This is a genomic window from Apilactobacillus micheneri (assembly GCF_006493595.1).
In the GTDB taxonomy this organism is placed as follows: Bacteria; Bacillota; Bacilli; order Lactobacillales; family Lactobacillaceae; genus Apilactobacillus; species Apilactobacillus micheneri.
On record NZ_QUBI01000005.1, the window covers coordinates 20,870 to 37,025 of the forward strand.

The following is a 16,156-nucleotide window of genomic DNA, read 5'->3' on the forward strand; positions in this document are numbered from 1 at the left end:
CAATAGCTTATTTTAGTTGCGCATCACCCCTTTCAATTAATTGCATTTTAAAGCACCTCATTTAAGAAGTTTGGTTTTAAGTCACGTTTAATATCATCAATGTCAAAGTTCTGAACGAGGGCATTGGAAACTGCCGCACTACTACGTTTAATCCCTAATGATTTACCATTTTGATTTAAAGGATTAAAAACAATCAATGGTAAATATTCACGGGTAATCGATTCATTAACACTTGGATCATTCGCAAATGATGAAGTGATAATTAACAAATCATCTTCTGATAAATCTTCAATAATATTAGGTAATTGCGCATCAATATTACTTAGTTGCTCTGCATAAGCATCAACGTTAGCTTCATCAGAAAGTCGTTTTAATAATGGTGGCTGACAATAGATTAAACCATCAAATTGCACATCCATTTGGGCTGATAATTCAACAAAAGCTTTACTATCATTAGGAACTTGAAGCGAAAAAGTATCGTCTTGGTTTTCTAAATAACTAGCAAAGCTTGATATCATCGATATATTTATATGTTTTTCAGACATTAAATCCATCGTAGATAAGGTACGCAAGCTTGTATCGAAATCAAACATTTCACGTAAGCCAGCACCACTACTTTTGGTATTAATGCGATTAACCATTTTACCGTAAAAGGCACTAGGATTAGCCACTTGTGGAATCTCACTAATTTCATGATCCCATCGAATGCTACCTAAGCCCATTTTAATTAAGTTAGGAATTTCAAGTTTTTTACCGGCATGTGCAGCTACATGCCCTAACGTATCAACACCAACAGAATTAAAGCGATTAGCATCGGGAGCTTCCCCAATACCTAGGGATGCTAAATCTAAAACAATAATTCGTTTCTTATTCATGATCCATTACTTCCAATCTGTTAGTAGTTTTATTTAACTAATAATTCTAGCAGAATTATAAAGCATGTCAATAAGAAAAAGCACCGGCTAATTAAATTAGCTAGTGCTTTGTTAAGAAGTATTGTTGCCCCTGCCAAGGAACTATATTATAACACGATTCTTAATCATGTTATTATTTATGCAAAATAAAGAAAGGAAGCTTATTATGAAAATTGCAGCGATTGGCGATTCGGTCACCAGAGGTTTTGATGGCTTTAAAGATATCACAGAAAATTATCCATATTATTTAAGCCAAATTATGAATTGTCCTGTTGATAATTTTGGCATTAATGGAGCCACCATTAAAGATGATTTGGCCAGTGAAATTAGTAATGTGAGCTGGAAAAAATATCAACAATGTATATTATTCATCGGTACTAATGATTATGGTCATAATGCAGATAATCTACAAAGTGTGACTAATGAATTAAAAAATTGTCTAACTTTTATCTTACAAGCTAATCCAGATATGCAAATTACTGCTATCTTGCCCTTAACTCGATATGATGGACATCAAAACGCAGCTGAACAAGTTCGTTTTGCTAACTACACATTTAATGAATTACTAGATGCCTTAGCCCAAACATATAAAAAATACGATATCCCTGTGCTAGACTGGCGTATCCTCTATCCTGATTTTATCAATGATGATAATTATAAAGTAAAATATAACGACCAACATGTCCATCCCACTGCACAAACTTACTATCAAATTGCAAAGAAAATTGCCAAATTTATCAAAAAACAATAGCGCTCTTAATCTTTATGTGATATATTCTATAATTATCGGCTTAAGGAGGCGCCCACACTTTGCTGAGCACTATTGAAAAAGCTCCAATTAATCATAGCAATAATATTAAGTACGTTAATTTTAAAGATTTAAGATACTCACATATTATAAGAAAGGTTAAAACACACAAGCCAAAATGGAATAAAGTAATAATGCTACTGGATTTTAGTGAACATAGTAAACGCTATCCCACTTTAATTATTGAAGAAAAGCAAGGTTTTTATCTGATTGAAACATCGATTAATGTCATTATTAATCAAATGCTTGAAGAAAATAATGTCACTAATAAACAACTAATAGATCATTTTTGCGAATGTCTTGGTTTAAAACATACATATCCAATCTTAACCGCACATTCATCATTTATTGCTCTACCTAAATTTAATCGTAATAAGTGTAATCATTCATGGATCAATGTTACCTTTTTAAACCATTTACCATCATTAAATAATCGTAAATATACTGATTTTATGCTTAAAGAAAATCAATTTATCTGCTTACCAATTAGTGAAAAATACGTTAATAATAAACTAGATGATTTAAATAAATTAATAAGTTATCTTTATAGTGAGTTAATGCAAGTCAATCAAAGCTCCAAAGGACTTTTAAAAGGTGCAACACTGTACAATGGCGATAGAATAAAAATAAAAGATTGTTTAAATCAATGGTCATTAAAAAGACAACCTAAATTGGATGACTAAAAAAGAAGCTGCTACTTAGCAGCTTCTTTTATTTACGATTAATTAATTTATAAAATAACATGTAAATAAAGAATATCCAGCTAAACAAACATATCCACATCATTGTTTTCCACCAATTACCGGCTAAATATTTAGTCGTTAGAGTATTATTGCCATGCTTAGAATGCACAATAATGGAACCAATTTTACCAGTCTGAATACCATTTTCTGAACCATTGTAAGTAACTTTAGTATTCGCATATTTAATTACTGGTAGTTGGGTCAATTTATGATGATATGGGCTATGCCATCTGACCGTTAATGAACCATCAGCGTTCACTGTTTTGACAAAATGATAAGTTTTGGAAACATTTTTCTTCACTAATTGTTTATGCGATTTATAGTAAGGATGCAAATTATTATATTCAACTGGTTCTAATTTCGAACGAACCGGTAAATAATCAGGCACGGCTTTAGTAAAATCATTAATCAAACCACTTAAATCATTGCCATAAAAATCATTTTTAATTTGATCTGGTTTACGTTTCTTATGCATATAAACGTGCGTTAAATTAACGGTAGTTTGATTATCAACTAAATGAATGGACTTTAAACTTTTAAAGCCTTCCGCCCATAAGTTAATCCCTAATCCTAAGAGGATAGCAACTATTAAACTACCAATTTTTATCCAATGATAATCATGTTTGGTCGTCTGTTTGGTCATCATAATACCAGCAACCAGCGGTAAAATCACAAATGGCAACACTAAGAAGCGTTTAGGAAATTGTAAGTTATAAGCTAAATGTGGATAAATTTGCATTGCTTGATCCCAGGGAAATAAATATGTTGATAAATAAAAGAACACTAAACCGGTAATACTAAGCGTTTTAACCTTTACATCCCACTGTTTAAAGTGACGCACAAACATATATAATACCCAGATAAATAATGCAAAATCGGCTGGCTTAATCAAACTCGTCCACGAATAAATTGAAAATTTAAAAGAGAAAAAGGTCATCGATGGCACTGGGTACACCGGCATCAAAAAGTTATTGTGGAATAACTGTAATAATGATCCCCAAATATTAGCCGTCATTAATAAACATAAAATAGCGGCTAAACAAGCTCTTTTAAAGTAAATCCATTTATAATCAGTCATAAAGAAACCAGCAATAAACATTGGGACTAAGCTGATAAAGCCAATTAAACTCGTCATTAAATGCGTTTGAATCATTAAGGCCATTGCTCCAGCTAAATAAATAATACTAAACCGATGTCCTTTGAAGAATTGGGTCCCCGCTAGAATTAATAACGGCATAAAAGCTGCCCCAATCCCGGTAAACTGTTGCGTTAATAGCCATGAAACGACGGGACAAGAATACATGTAAAAAATAGCTAATAAGATGGCATAACTACGTTTAACCGAATTCTTAATCAGCAATAAATACATGGACATCCCAGCAATAACTAATACCAATAATGTTTCTAAAATTTGGAAGTGAAACCAACTACCGCTCAGTAATAATAACAGACCACTTAAGTATGAAATAAACGGTCCATACACGGCATTGATCATCCGGCCACTTTGAGAAAAGCCATAGTTCATTTGAAAATAACTAAAATGGCCGTTTCGAATCTGCATTGCAGAATCATAAAAACGGTTAAAGTGAAAAATTGAATCCATCCCTAAAAAGACGGAATGGGTATAGATTTGGCGACTTAATAAAATTAAGGCCATCCCTAAAATCACTAAAAACGGTGTAATTTTAGCAGATGACAATCGTCGAGAAAGCTTTTTTAATTTATTCATTACGAACCTTCTAATTATTAAAATATGTATATTTATTATCTTAAACTGAGCATCAATTTTTTTCAATTTGATACCCTCAAAAAAATATTTCTACCAATAGTTTTTATATATGATAACATTAATATGAAATTATATTGTTAGGAGTAAATATTAATGATCAAAAAATTGCATCAACCCAAAAGTCGTTACCGTAAATTGATAACGGCGGCGGTCGTTACAATGGGTGTTTCCATGAGTGGTTTCATGTTCACGCATAATGTAAACGCCATTAGTAAAAATAATCAGCCGGTGAAATATACCAAACAGTACGTACAAAACGTTAATGGTTATCTAACTGCTGACACTTGGTATCAACCAAAGAAAATCCTTAAAAATGGTAAACACTGGGTTAATACTAAACATAATGATTATCGTCCCATCCTAATGTATTGGTGGCCTAATAAAGGCATTAAAGCTAACTACATAAATTATTTTAATCAACATGGTCTTGGTAATAAGCACCAAAAAGTTACCAAAAATAGTAGCAAGCAGACTTTAAACAAGGCTACTAATAAGATTCAAAAACACATCGAAAAAAGAATTAATAAAAAACATAGTGCTAAATGGTTACGAACTATGATGAATAATTTCATTAACCAACAATCCATTTGGAATATTAAGAGTGAATTCCCTGTTTATGGTTGGGCTAACCTTCAAGGTGGAAGTTTTAAGTTTGTGAATAATAAACTAACTCCGAATGCTAATTCTAAGTATCGTTACTTAGGTCGTGCTTTCACCCTACAAAAGATTGAAAACACTAAGAACTATGAATTATTACTAGCTAATGATGTGGACAACTCTAATCCAGCGGTCCAAGCAGAAGATTTAAATAACCTACATTACCTAATGAATACCAGTTCAATCTTAGGTAAAGGTTCTGATGGTAATTTTGATGGTGGCCGTGAGGATGCTACGGGTAGTTTGGATTACGATGTGACCCAAATTGCTGAACAATATTTCAAAGATCGTTTCAATATGACTAATGATAAAAATAGTAATGCCCATCTAAACTTGCTTGAAGATGGGGTTAGAGGTTCAGTTAACGCTACTACTCGTGATCACTTTGGCGCTTTAACACATGATATGAATTTAACGAATGCCTTATTAAATACTTTCACTAAACAAAGTAATCAAAGGACTTCATTACAATCATTAATTGATACAGATTGGGTTAAACGTACCAGTGATTATACAGAAAATGATAAAGTCCCTAATTATTCATTTATGAATGTTCATGATGGGGTCCAAAGTTTAGTAGGTAACGTTATTAGTAGTATTTCTAAAGAAAATCCTAATGCTCCTACTCGTAAAACTTTACAAAAAGCCATTCAAATTTATGACAATGATATCAATAAAACCAATAAAAAATACGCTGGTTATAATATCCCATCAACTTATTCTTTATTGCTAACTAATAAAGATATGGTGCCCCGTGTATATTATGGTGACTTATTTGTTGACGGTGCCCAATACATGGCTAAGAAAACTATTTATTATGATGCAGTGACTGCTTTATTAAAAGCTCGTATGAAATATACTGCTGGTGGTCAAGAAATCAGAATGCATGATAACGGTAATATTATGTCATCAGTACGTTTTGGTAAAGATAACTTTAAACCAACTGATGAAAATAGTCGTAATTCTGGAATTGTAACAGTGACTTCAAATAAAGATAACTTAAAACTAGGCAACGATAAGGTAGTTATTGATTTAGGAGCCGCACATAAGAATCAACAATTCCGCCCATTACTAATGAGTAAAGCCAGTGGTTTAAATATCTATAACAATGATAGTGATGCTAAAGATAAAACTATTACTACCAACGATAAAGGTCAATTAATTCTAAGTGCTAAACAAGTACAAGGGTTTAAGAATCCCCAAGTTGCTGGTTACTTATCCACTTGGGTCCCTGTTGGTGCTAAAGACAACCAAGATGTAAGAACTGCTGCATCTAGCGAACCTAGTAAAGATGGTAATGTCTTCCATGCTAATTCAGCTTTAGATTCACATGTTGCATATGAAGGTTTCTCATCACTACAACCTAATCCAACTAACAATATTCAAAAGACTGACGTTAAATTAGCACAAAGTGGTGACTTCTTTAAAACACTTGGGATTACAGATGTTGAATTCCCTGGTCATTATATGTCAGTTAAAAATGATAATTCATTTGTTGATTCATTGGAAAACAATGGTTATGCTTTCAATGATCGTTATAACTTAGGGATGAATGGTCAAAGTACTAAATATGGTACCGTTGATCAAATGATTGATGCTAATAAAGCCCTTCATCAAGCTGGTGTGCATACTATGGCTGATTATGTAATGAATCAGTTGTATGGATTAAATGGTCATGAATTAACTTCTGTTAAACGTATTGATGGATATGGTCGTTACTTGAAGAAATCAAACATCAAAAATGATTTATATTATGCTAAAACCAAAAGTTCTGGTAAAGATTACCAAGCCCAATATGGTGGTAAATTCTTAAGTGAATTAAAGGATAAGTATCCTGACTTATTCACACAAATTCAAACTTCCACCGGCAAACCTATTAATGCTAATGAACACATTAAACAATGGTCAGCTAAATACTTGAATGGTACTAGTATTCAAGGACGTGGGATGGGTTACATCTTAAAAGATGGTAAAACTAATCAATACTACAGTTTGAACAAGCAAAATAAACATGTAATGAAATAAAATTAGACATATATTAAAAAATAGCTTATCCTGTATGGATAAGCTATTTATATATTCTATTGGTAACACCTAATTGTTGAAATACAATAGGTGTTTTTTGTTTAGAACATCATCTAAAGTTGATTCATCAACCATCTCAATATATTCAGGGTTACGTTGACTAAGATCAATAGATCGACCTTGACCAACTAAAATAGTTCCCCTAGTTTTTAAATCACCAGGTAGTGAAACATTTAATGGCATTTTTAAAACATAAGTAGAATTAGAACTAGTAATAGGCAAGACCTCACATAGTCCAGCATATTTGTATACTTTTTCAGTACTAATAACTAAAGCTGGCCTTCTGCCCTTTTGTTCAACTCCTAGAGATGGATCCATGTCAATCCAGATGATGCTGCCTTGTTGAAAATGAAAATTTTGCATTTTTGCTCCTTTTTCTATTTCATAAATAGAAAATTTTATTTTGCCCACACAACTAAGATCAAGTGTGAGCAAGTGGAGCATTATTCAATTTTTTCTTTACCAACAGCTTGACCCCAATTAACTTCTCCACTTGGGGCTTCTTTTTTATACTTTTCGTAATCAAAATTTTTAAATAATTCATCGATAGCATCTTTCTTCTTTGATAAAAAGATACCGTTATCATTAAATTCTAGTTTCAGTTCATTTTCGTCTGGGTATTTCATCCCTAAATGTTTAAGTATATTATTAGACAAACGAATTCCCTGTGAGTTACCCCACTTTTTAATTGATATATTCTCGCTAATCATATAATAAACACCTCAAATCCATAATACATATTTGCCATGTGATAACTCCTCCAAAAAATTATAAGAATGAATGATTACAAAATAATCATTCATTAGATAGTATATACATGTATATACTAAGTGTCAAATGTATAATCATAGTGTTAAAATTAGTCTAGAAGGAGCATATTATTATGAAAAACAAAAAATTACCAGAAATATCTAAAAAATATAGTTTATCTTTAAGAAATAATCTGAATAATAAATCTTCAGAAATAGTAAAAAAATATAAAAATAATGCTGAAGTTAAAAGTGCTATAAACAAAGAAAGTGATAAACAAGCAAAAATATTTGATAATAATCTAAGGGAAATTGCTAACAGTAGTAATGGATTGGAAGAATATTTATTTATAATTAAAGAAAATAACAGCGAAATAACAGAAGCAGAATTAAAATTATTGTCGTTAAAATATTTAAAATCACATTCCAAATCTAAAATTATAAAAAAAATACTGGATAAAAAAATTAAAAGATTACACATTAAATAGATGGAAGTGACATTATGATTAAAAGAATTATTAATTTTTTTGTAAAATTATTTGTAAATGACTTAACTAAAAAATATTTAAGTGAATTTATTGATGAAGTTGTTGATCAAGCAATTAATACAGTGTTAAATATTGTTAAGCAAAAAGTACATATTAAGAAATAACAAAAAGATGTTACCAAAAAAATTGGTAACATCTTTTTTTAAAATCTAAATATTAATTTCGCACCTAAATAAATAATCATCAGCAAAAAACTAATTACAAATACAATCATTAATAAATTGAATTGTTGATTATTAACATATTTAATCGTCATTACGTTTTGACCAACTTTGGATTTAGCAATAATTGCCCCAATCTCAGTGGTCTTAACGCTTGCGTTCTTTTTACCATTCAAAGTAACTTGGGTATTCGCATATTTAACTGCTGGTACCTGGATATTCTTACTACTGAATGATTTGTTCTTCCAAACAACCGTTAATGAACCATCTTTATTCACATGCTTATCAAAATCATGATTCAAATTAGGGATGATCAATTGATAATGGGCAGTGTAGTAAGGATGGAGCTTATTATAATCATCTGGTTTCAAGTTAGCCTTCACTGGTAAATAATCCGGTGTGGCTTTATTGATATCACTAATCAAGTATTGCCAATTATCACCAAAGAAATCTTGCTTAATCGTATGATGGTTATGCTTTACATACATGTAAGAATGCGCAATTGGCGCCCATGGATATTTGTCAGCAACCATTTGATTAGACTTATCAACTTTGAAATCCATATTATATCCGTTAATTCCCAGATTAATCCCAATTAAGGCAAATAATAAGGAATAACGGAATAACTTAGGATTTTCAAAGGCACGTAAAGTAAAAATATGATCATCATAGGTTAATATTTTCCCGAAGACTAGCAATAACATTACAAATGGAATTACTAAGAAACGTTTAGGAAATTGTAAGTTGGAAGATAAAATTGGAAATAACTTCTGTAGTGTTAACCATGGAAATAAAGTAGTTGAAGCAAACAAGAAGAAAGTTCCAGTAATCGTTAATGTTCTTGTCACAATATCTGAATGCTTAAAGTGACGTACAAAATAGTAAATCACAAATAAGAATACTACCATTTCAACTGGTTTTACCAAACTATACCATGAGTAATGATCAAATCGAAAAGCATAGTCTTCCATGTTAGCCACTGGAAAGACTGGCATTAAGTAATTATTGCCGAATAGTTCAAGCGCACTGCCCCATACATTCGCGGTTAAGGCTAATGTAATGACGGCAGCAATCAATGTATGTAATACCATCTTGAATTTATGATTGGTATGCAATAATGCGACTAAGAACACTGGAATCACCGCAATAAAGCCAATAATTGTACTCATAATATGCGTTTGAATTAATAAAGTCATTGCTAAAGCTAGATAAGGAATTGAAACTTTTTTCTTATTAATAGCTTCCGTTCCAGTTAATACTAATAACGGCACTAACATTGCACCCACACCAGCAAATTGTTGCGTGGTAATCCAACCCATTAGTTGGGAAGAATACATGTATAAAATACCAATCACCATTGCGTAGCCACGTGATACATTATTCTTAATACATAATAGATACATGGTCATACCAGCAATAACTAAGAAAATAATTGCCTGAACGGACTGAAACATGTACCAATTACGACATAAGATTAATAAGGCCCCACTTAGATAAGATATCACTGGACCATAAATGGCATTAACAACTCGACCAGTTTGATCAAAACCAAAGTTAGCTTGGAAATAATTAAACTTGCCAGTTTTCATTTGCATGGCAGTATCGTAAAAACGATTAAAGTGAAAAATCGAATCGGCACCCAGCAAAACTGAATGCGTCAACAATTGTTTACTCATCAAGGCGATTGCCATTAACAAAATGACGATCAATGGGGCTGATTTAGACCCCCACCATCGCTTGAAGAATCTTTTAAAGGAATCCATAAAATAATAACCTCATTTTAAAAAGTTTCTGAATATAATTATATGGTTGGTATCTAGGTTTTTAAACCCAAATTCAATTACATTTTAGTTACAATTTTGCTAATTAATGGATAAGCTAAAACAATTAACCAACTTAAAATACAAATTACCATCATTAAACGCGTCATAAAGTCTTGATAGTATTGAATCGTAACACAATTCTTACCAGCTTTAGCTTTTACAATAACAGCGCCTAGGTTGGTAGTGTGTACTTTTTTCAATTTATTCCCATTCAAAGTGACTTTAGTATCAGCATACTTAACTAATGGCACTTGGGTCCACTTAGCTTTCTTACTATGCCAAATGACTGATAAGCCCCCATTACGCCATACTTTATGTTTAAAATGAGTAACGGCATTCTTACCAATATATTGATGATAATCTAGTAAATATGGATTAAAGGCGTTATATGCTTTAAAGCCCTTAATATCCTTTTTAACTGGCATGTAATCAGGCGATGCCTTGATATAATCATTCACTAAATGTCCTAAATGGGGACTATCGATGTCTTTTTGGACATTGCGACCATGCTTTTTGAAGTAATAATATAGTGAACTATCATGATAATTACTAATATTATGCCCTTTAGCAGTTTGATCATAACGATAAATACGCCCGTTCATGGAATAAAGATCTAAGCCTAAACTACCAATGATAATAATTGCTACTAAGAGTAAACGCCACCATTGTTCACGACGGAAAAATTGATGGTTAGTTTCATGTTCATAAGTCATAATCATCCCTAAAGCCAGTAATATCATAATAAATGGCAAAACTAAGAATCGTTTAGGAAACTGTAAGGTATAAGTTAAACTGGGCATGATTCGTTGAATAATGCCCCATGGAAAATGACTCCATGATACTAGCATGAAACCTATACCTGTAACCGTTAAAGTTTTAGTTGTGAGATTAATTTGTTTCCATCTGTAAATCACAAATCCAATCACAAATAAAAATAAAACAGCTTCAGTGGGTTTAAAAATATTGATGATGGAATACAAGTTAAAGTTAAATCCATAGGTACGCAAATGTGGTACCGGATAAACTGACAGTAACTTATTAGTAGACGAAATAAATAATAAATTATACCAAACATTAATCGTCAAAAATATGGTTATAATTGCTGCATATAAAGTATGGCGAATTAATTTCCACTTATCGGTTGCCGTTACCAAGCCAACAATGAACAATGGAATAATTCCTAGCATTCCGATCATACTACTCATCAAATGGGTTTGAATTAATAATGACATGCTTAACGCTAAACCTAAGACTGAAACATCATGTTTGCGAATTGCATTCGTGCCACTAATCATTAAGAGTGGTAACAACGCTGCCCCAAAGGCCGTAAATTGTTGACTAGTGACCCACTGCACGATTTGTGAAGAATACATATAAATAATGGCAATTAAAATCGCATAACCACGCGTAACATGATTCTTCATATTCAATAGATACATCGTGAGTCCAGCAATGACTAAGACGATTAAATTCAAAATAATTTGAAATTTAAACCAACTGCCACATAATAATAAAATGGCTCCGCCTAAATAAGCGATAATAGGTCCATATAATGCGCTTAAAATCCGGCCAGTCTGCATAAATCCAAAATTAGTTTGAAAATAACTGAATTTGCCCGTTTTTAGCTGCATAGCAGTGTCATAAAAACGATTGAAGTGAAATAGTGAGTCAGCCCCGAAGAAGAGCGTGTGCGTCCATAATTGGCGGCTAACCATTAATAGCGCCATGATTAGGAAGATAATTAGTGGCGCAAATTTAAAAGATAAAAATTTATTAAAAATATTTTTTAATTTTTGCATTTCAATGCTCCTAAATTATGTAAATTTAATCTATCACCATCTTAGTACAATTATTAAAAATATCCATAGCATATGAAAATTTGTGGTGAAAAAGAAATACAATGTTATAATTAAAATATAATGTTAAATTAACATTTACATAATTTGGAGGTTTTATAAATGAGTTTCAAAAAATTAATTACAGTAACAGCTTGTGCTACAATGCTTGGTACTAGTTTTTCAGTTGTAAGTTCATTAAACAGTGGTGAGAATGTAGTTGCACATGCAGCTGTAAATAAAAAGGTAAGTGCAAAACAATTTTATTCCGATATAAACGCTGCAATGGTTGCAGTGGAAAAATCCAATAGTTCTCAATATGGCGTTGGTAATGTCAATGATATGAAAGGCAATGGGATTGCAGTATATACAGATAATAACGTTGACCATTCTTTCCCTAATTTTTTAGGTTCCTTAGGCTATGAGTATTCTAATCCTAATTCTGGAAATTACGATGCTATAAAATATCTTTACAATCATTTTGTTAACCGTTTTGATTCAAATACCAAAAAAGTTTTAGAAAATGACTACAATAAATCTAGTTTAAACGGTAACGATGATGATGATAATGGATATTCTAATTTAGCCGGTGATTTAGCAGATGCCATAAGGGAATGGGGATCACATTATGAAGGAGTTGCTCCAACCAAGAGTCATGTTAAGACTGTTAAAAATAATGTGAACAAAGCTCGTGCCAAATACAATCATATTAAGAAAAACCATTCTAAGAAGAACAGAAAAGCTGTCAAAAAAGCTAAACACAATCTAGAAGTTGCTCAAGCAAAATATAACGCTTTAGTAAAATAAAAATTATACAAAAAATAGGATTTACGTTATTTACTAACGCAAATCCTATTTTTTAGTTATTATCTTTTATCAATTCAAATTTTAATCTTAACGGTAATAAACATTAATTACAGGATTGCTACCTCGAACTAATCCAGCATCGGTATAAGCAAAGTTAGCTGATCCATTATTCCCTGGCACTACTGTTAAACCATTGTCAGCCAATACTTTTTGAATTTGAGCAGTTGTAACAACGCTGCCTTGCATAATATTCATGTCAACTAATTCTTGTTGGGCATTTAAAATACTGTTAGTCCCATTACTATTCATATTAACCGGATTGGCCGCCCCCGTATTATCAAAAATACGTAGGTTTAGTTTCACGCTGTTAATACTTGGGTTCTTAGCAACATAAATCACAGCTTGACCTCCATTGGAAACCCCGCCAGATGATGCTACAGCATTACCATATTGATAGAAACCATATCCTTTTGGTAAGTATTTAGATACAGTACTAGTGTTGGCAGCTGGATATGGATTAGTTGTATTGGTTAAATCATTTACACCCACGGTTTGTTGACTAACCACTTGGGCGGTGGCTTGGTTAACAAACTTCAAAGTGTAACCATTGGTTTGCTTAGGTTGATTGTTAGATACAGTTGGGGTTTTACCATCCGTTATATCATCATTATTATCAACTTTAGTTTGGTCTTTTTTTTGCTTGTCATTTTTCTTTGATTCTTTTTTCACTGGTGCTTTCTTAGCAGGAGCCTTCTTCTTAGTGTTAACATGCTTGCCCTTTACACTACCATGAAAGGCCCAACCATTAATCTTAGGATGTTGTTCATCTACTACATAGTAATAAACCCAACCTTGCGTGTTGGCAACTGCACTTTCAATCTTGAAAGTGTCTTTAGTATATTCTTTTTTGTTAAAATCTAATACTTTTGAATTAATACGGCTGTAATTAGGAGTTGTCCACAAGGAAGAAGTTACATGATAGCCAGTCTTATTCTTAGGCATCTTAGCATATTGTAATGGATTCTTAGCCGTAATCCCAGTGCCCTTATCAATCTTAGTTAAATCATTGGCAAAATCAGTTTTTCCAGCATAGATCCAACCACGATATTTACCACCTAAAGTAACGACTTTGGCATAGTATAAACCATTGTTAGTCTTAGCCATCTCGTAAACGTAGAAAATATCCTTAGGTGAATTCGACTTAGCCAATTTCTTCATAGTGGTCTTAGATGCAACGACTTTGGCGTTGCCTAATTTACCGGGCTTGTTAAACATAGTGACAATTCCAGTTGACTTAACATAAGCATTGTCAGTAGAAACTTTTAAGGGACTGTATTCAGCAGTCACTTTGTTATTGGTTGTTTTTTGAATATGTTTTTGTACTTGTTTAGTTTGGTGATGTGCAGCAGTAGCTTTACCTTTAGCATTCACATTTAGATTGCTTAAGGTGAGTAATGATAAAGCAGCAATTCCAACATATAATGATTTTTTCAAATTTTTATTCATTAGTATGCCTCCTAAATTTTACTAGCACAATTATATCACATAATAAAATTGGTCGTTGATATTAACGTTAATATTAAAATATTAATATTTTATACCAATATATTAATAAAATAAAAAAAGCCATGGAATATCCATGACCTTTACGAATCTAAAATATTATTTATTGCCAAATAAAGTAGTTGTTCCGTTACCATTAACTGAAACATTTTGTTGTTGACCAGTTTGGTTGTTCTTAGCATTATAAATAAGGTTTAGACCTTTAATATTAGCATTGTTGCTCATTTGTTGATTACTTACATCCTTGAATGTAGCATTAGGAATTAATTGATTATTAGTATTGAATAATGCAGGGTTAGCAGCATATGTTTCAGTTAAACCGGCATTGAATGTGTAAGTAATATTACCATCGTTACTAGTTAATTGATACATTGGTTCACCATAGCCCAATAATTGTGACTTGAAATTACTGTAATTAAAAGCACTATTATCAGTACCAGTAAATAATGAGTTAAATGTGTTAGTTGAAATATTAAGTGGTTTCAAACTAGAAATAGTTGAAAGACTTTGGTTAAATGAATCAGGATGAATTAATTGAGAAGCAGTGTAATTAATTTGGTGACTTTGAGTTTGTGGAGTGACCACTACAGTAATGTTTTCACCCTTATTAATAACACTAGCACTGTTTAAATTAGAACCCTTGTCACTAATTGCGCTGTAATTACTATTGATAAAGTCATAACCGCTACCCTTTAGTGAATTATCAATAGCAGCAGCTACGTCACTAACATTATAAGTACCATTAGATTGTAAACTAGCTGGATTAAGGTCCTTAGTCATAACAGTTGAACCAAGATTAGAACTGCTTACATAAGTTACATGAATAGCATTAGCAGCAGTTTGGGCTGTATTTTGAGCATTCTTAACTGAATCTGGCATGTTGTTACTAAAGTCTGACGACTTAATCCAACCATTAATTAATGGATTGTTTTGATCACTAACTTTGTAATAAGTGTCACCACCATATACAGTTACTGCATCATCAACATTGAACTTATCAGCACTAAAGTTAATGCCACTAAAGTTCTTAACACTACTATCAGCACCAAACTTGTAGCCAGCTGGTAAGTTATAAACGTTGTTAGTAGTTACATAACCAACAGTATTACTTGGCTTAGCGGCTTGAGTAGTTGGGTTATCAATCTTTTGAACACCCTTAGTGTAAATGTAACCACGAACCTTCTTATCGAATGAAACTACCTTGTAGTAGTGAACACCCTTTGAAGTTCTAACTTCTTGATAAGCCATGAATAAATCATTTGATGAGTTAGAGTTAGCTTTGGAACTCATATCACTCTTAGAAACCTTTAGTTTGTTATCTTTAACCCCACCTGGTTTAGTGAAAATCGCATTCTTACCAGTTGATTTGTAAACTAATGATTGATCTAATGATTTAGTTACTTTGAAAGTTACTGCTTTAGCAGCTTTCTTAGCATGTTTTTTAGTAACCTTTTTAGCATGTTTCTTAGTTGTTTTAGTAACATGATGACTAGCAGCATTGGCAGTAGTAGCTGAAGCAGTTGAAGCACCAGCAACTGAAGCAAAAGTCAATGCAGCAAGTCCTAGATATAATGACTTTTTAAGATTTACTTGCATTATAAACTTCCTCCTAATAATTTAATATACAAACATGATTGTAACATTAATGTAAACATATTCCACATATTTAAGCTA

General features: G+C 32.1%; 14 protein-coding genes. 6 read left to right on the plus strand and 8 right to left on the minus strand.

The window, feature by feature from the left end; all coding sequences use genetic code 11:
* Nucleotides 1-47 precede the first annotated feature (47 nt).
* Nucleotides 48-875 (minus strand): alkaline phosphatase family protein, encoded by an 828-nt coding sequence (locus DY123_RS06025; RefSeq protein ID WP_140934636.1) that lies wholly within the window; start codon nucleotides 873-875, stop codon nucleotides 48-50.
* A gap of 178 nt (nucleotides 876-1,053) precedes the next feature.
* Here DY123_RS06025 and DY123_RS06030 point away from each other — a divergent pair, with 178 nt between their 5' ends.
* Together DY123_RS06030 and DY123_RS06035 are read left to right on the plus strand one after the other, a co-directional pair.
* On the plus strand, nucleotides 1,054-1,665 hold the full coding sequence (locus DY123_RS06030; protein WP_181401244.1) for an SGNH/GDSL hydrolase family protein: 612 nt from the start codon (nucleotides 1,054-1,056) through the stop codon (nucleotides 1,663-1,665).
* Between the two features lie 59 nt (nucleotides 1,666-1,724).
* Nucleotides 1,725-2,405: a competence protein ComK gene (locus DY123_RS06035; protein WP_105964109.1), complete on the plus strand. Its 681-nt coding sequence runs from the start codon at nucleotides 1,725-1,727 to the stop codon at nucleotides 2,403-2,405.
* A 28-nt stretch (nucleotides 2,406-2,433) separates the two neighbouring features.
* On the opposite strand, the gene DY123_RS06040 is transcribed toward DY123_RS06035, so the two are convergent.
* Nucleotides 2,434-4,194, minus strand: a complete 1,761-nt coding sequence (locus DY123_RS06040; protein WP_105964110.1) for a putative glycosyltransferase family protein — start codon at nucleotides 4,192-4,194, stop codon at nucleotides 2,434-2,436.
* 153 nt (nucleotides 4,195-4,347) lie between these two features.
* On the opposite strand from DY123_RS06040, the gene DY123_RS06045 reads away from it, so the two are divergent.
* Nucleotides 4,348-6,936 (plus strand): glycoside hydrolase family 70 protein, encoded by a 2,589-nt coding sequence (locus tag DY123_RS06045; RefSeq protein WP_140934634.1) that lies wholly within the window; start codon nucleotides 4,348-4,350, stop codon nucleotides 6,934-6,936.
* 69 nt (nucleotides 6,937-7,005) lie between these two features.
* Here DY123_RS06045 and DY123_RS06050 read toward each other — a convergent pair whose 3' ends face one another.
* Nucleotides 7,006-7,359: a type II toxin-antitoxin system PemK/MazF family toxin gene (locus DY123_RS06050; RefSeq protein WP_181399214.1), complete on the minus strand. Its 354-nt coding sequence runs from the start codon at nucleotides 7,357-7,359 to the stop codon at nucleotides 7,006-7,008.
* Between the two features lie 80 nt (nucleotides 7,360-7,439).
* Nucleotides 7,440-7,706 carry an AbrB/MazE/SpoVT family DNA-binding domain-containing protein gene (locus DY123_RS06055; protein ID WP_140925683.1) on the minus strand — a complete coding sequence of 89 codons (267 nt, stop codon included), beginning with the start codon at nucleotides 7,704-7,706 and terminating at the stop codon, nucleotides 7,440-7,442.
* A gap of 173 nt (nucleotides 7,707-7,879) precedes the next feature.
* Here DY123_RS06055 and DY123_RS06060 point away from each other — a divergent pair, with 173 nt between their 5' ends.
* Complete coding sequence (locus tag DY123_RS06060) at nucleotides 7,880-8,233, plus strand: hypothetical protein (protein WP_140934632.1); 354 nt, start codon at nucleotides 7,880-7,882, stop codon at nucleotides 8,231-8,233.
* 14 nt (nucleotides 8,234-8,247) lie between these two features.
* On the plus strand, nucleotides 8,248-8,397 hold the full coding sequence (locus DY123_RS07635; protein WP_181399213.1) for a hypothetical protein: 150 nt from the start codon (nucleotides 8,248-8,250) through the stop codon (nucleotides 8,395-8,397).
* 38 nt (nucleotides 8,398-8,435) lie between these two features.
* Here DY123_RS07635 and DY123_RS06065 read toward each other — a convergent pair whose 3' ends face one another.
* Nucleotides 8,436-10,217 (minus strand): putative glycosyltransferase family protein, encoded by a 1,782-nt coding sequence (locus DY123_RS06065; protein WP_140936439.1) that lies wholly within the window; start codon nucleotides 10,215-10,217, stop codon nucleotides 8,436-8,438.
* A gap of 77 nt (nucleotides 10,218-10,294) precedes the next feature.
* Nucleotides 10,295-12,076 carry a putative glycosyltransferase family protein gene (locus DY123_RS06070; RefSeq protein WP_140936440.1) on the minus strand — a complete coding sequence of 594 codons (1,782 nt, stop codon included), beginning with the start codon at nucleotides 12,074-12,076 and terminating at the stop codon, nucleotides 10,295-10,297.
* 159 nt (nucleotides 12,077-12,235) lie between these two features.
* On the opposite strand from DY123_RS06070, the gene DY123_RS06075 reads away from it, so the two are divergent.
* Nucleotides 12,236-12,919: a hypothetical protein gene (locus tag DY123_RS06075; protein ID WP_140936441.1), complete on the plus strand. Its 684-nt coding sequence runs from the start codon at nucleotides 12,236-12,238 to the stop codon at nucleotides 12,917-12,919.
* 87 nt (nucleotides 12,920-13,006) lie between these two features.
* Here DY123_RS06075 and DY123_RS06080 read toward each other — a convergent pair whose 3' ends face one another.
* Together DY123_RS06080 and DY123_RS06085 are read right to left on the minus strand one after the other, a co-directional pair.
* The gene (locus DY123_RS06080) at nucleotides 13,007-14,425 is read right to left on the minus strand and encodes a hypothetical protein (protein ID WP_140936442.1); all 1,419 of its coding nucleotides are present in this window, start codon (nucleotides 14,423-14,425) and stop codon (nucleotides 13,007-13,009) included.
* Nucleotides 14,426-14,581: 156 nt separating this feature from the next.
* Nucleotides 14,582-16,078, minus strand: coding sequence for a hypothetical protein (locus tag DY123_RS06085; RefSeq protein WP_140936443.1), 1,497 nt, complete (start codon nucleotides 16,076-16,078; stop codon nucleotides 14,582-14,584).
* Nucleotides 16,079-16,156 lie beyond the last annotated feature (78 nt).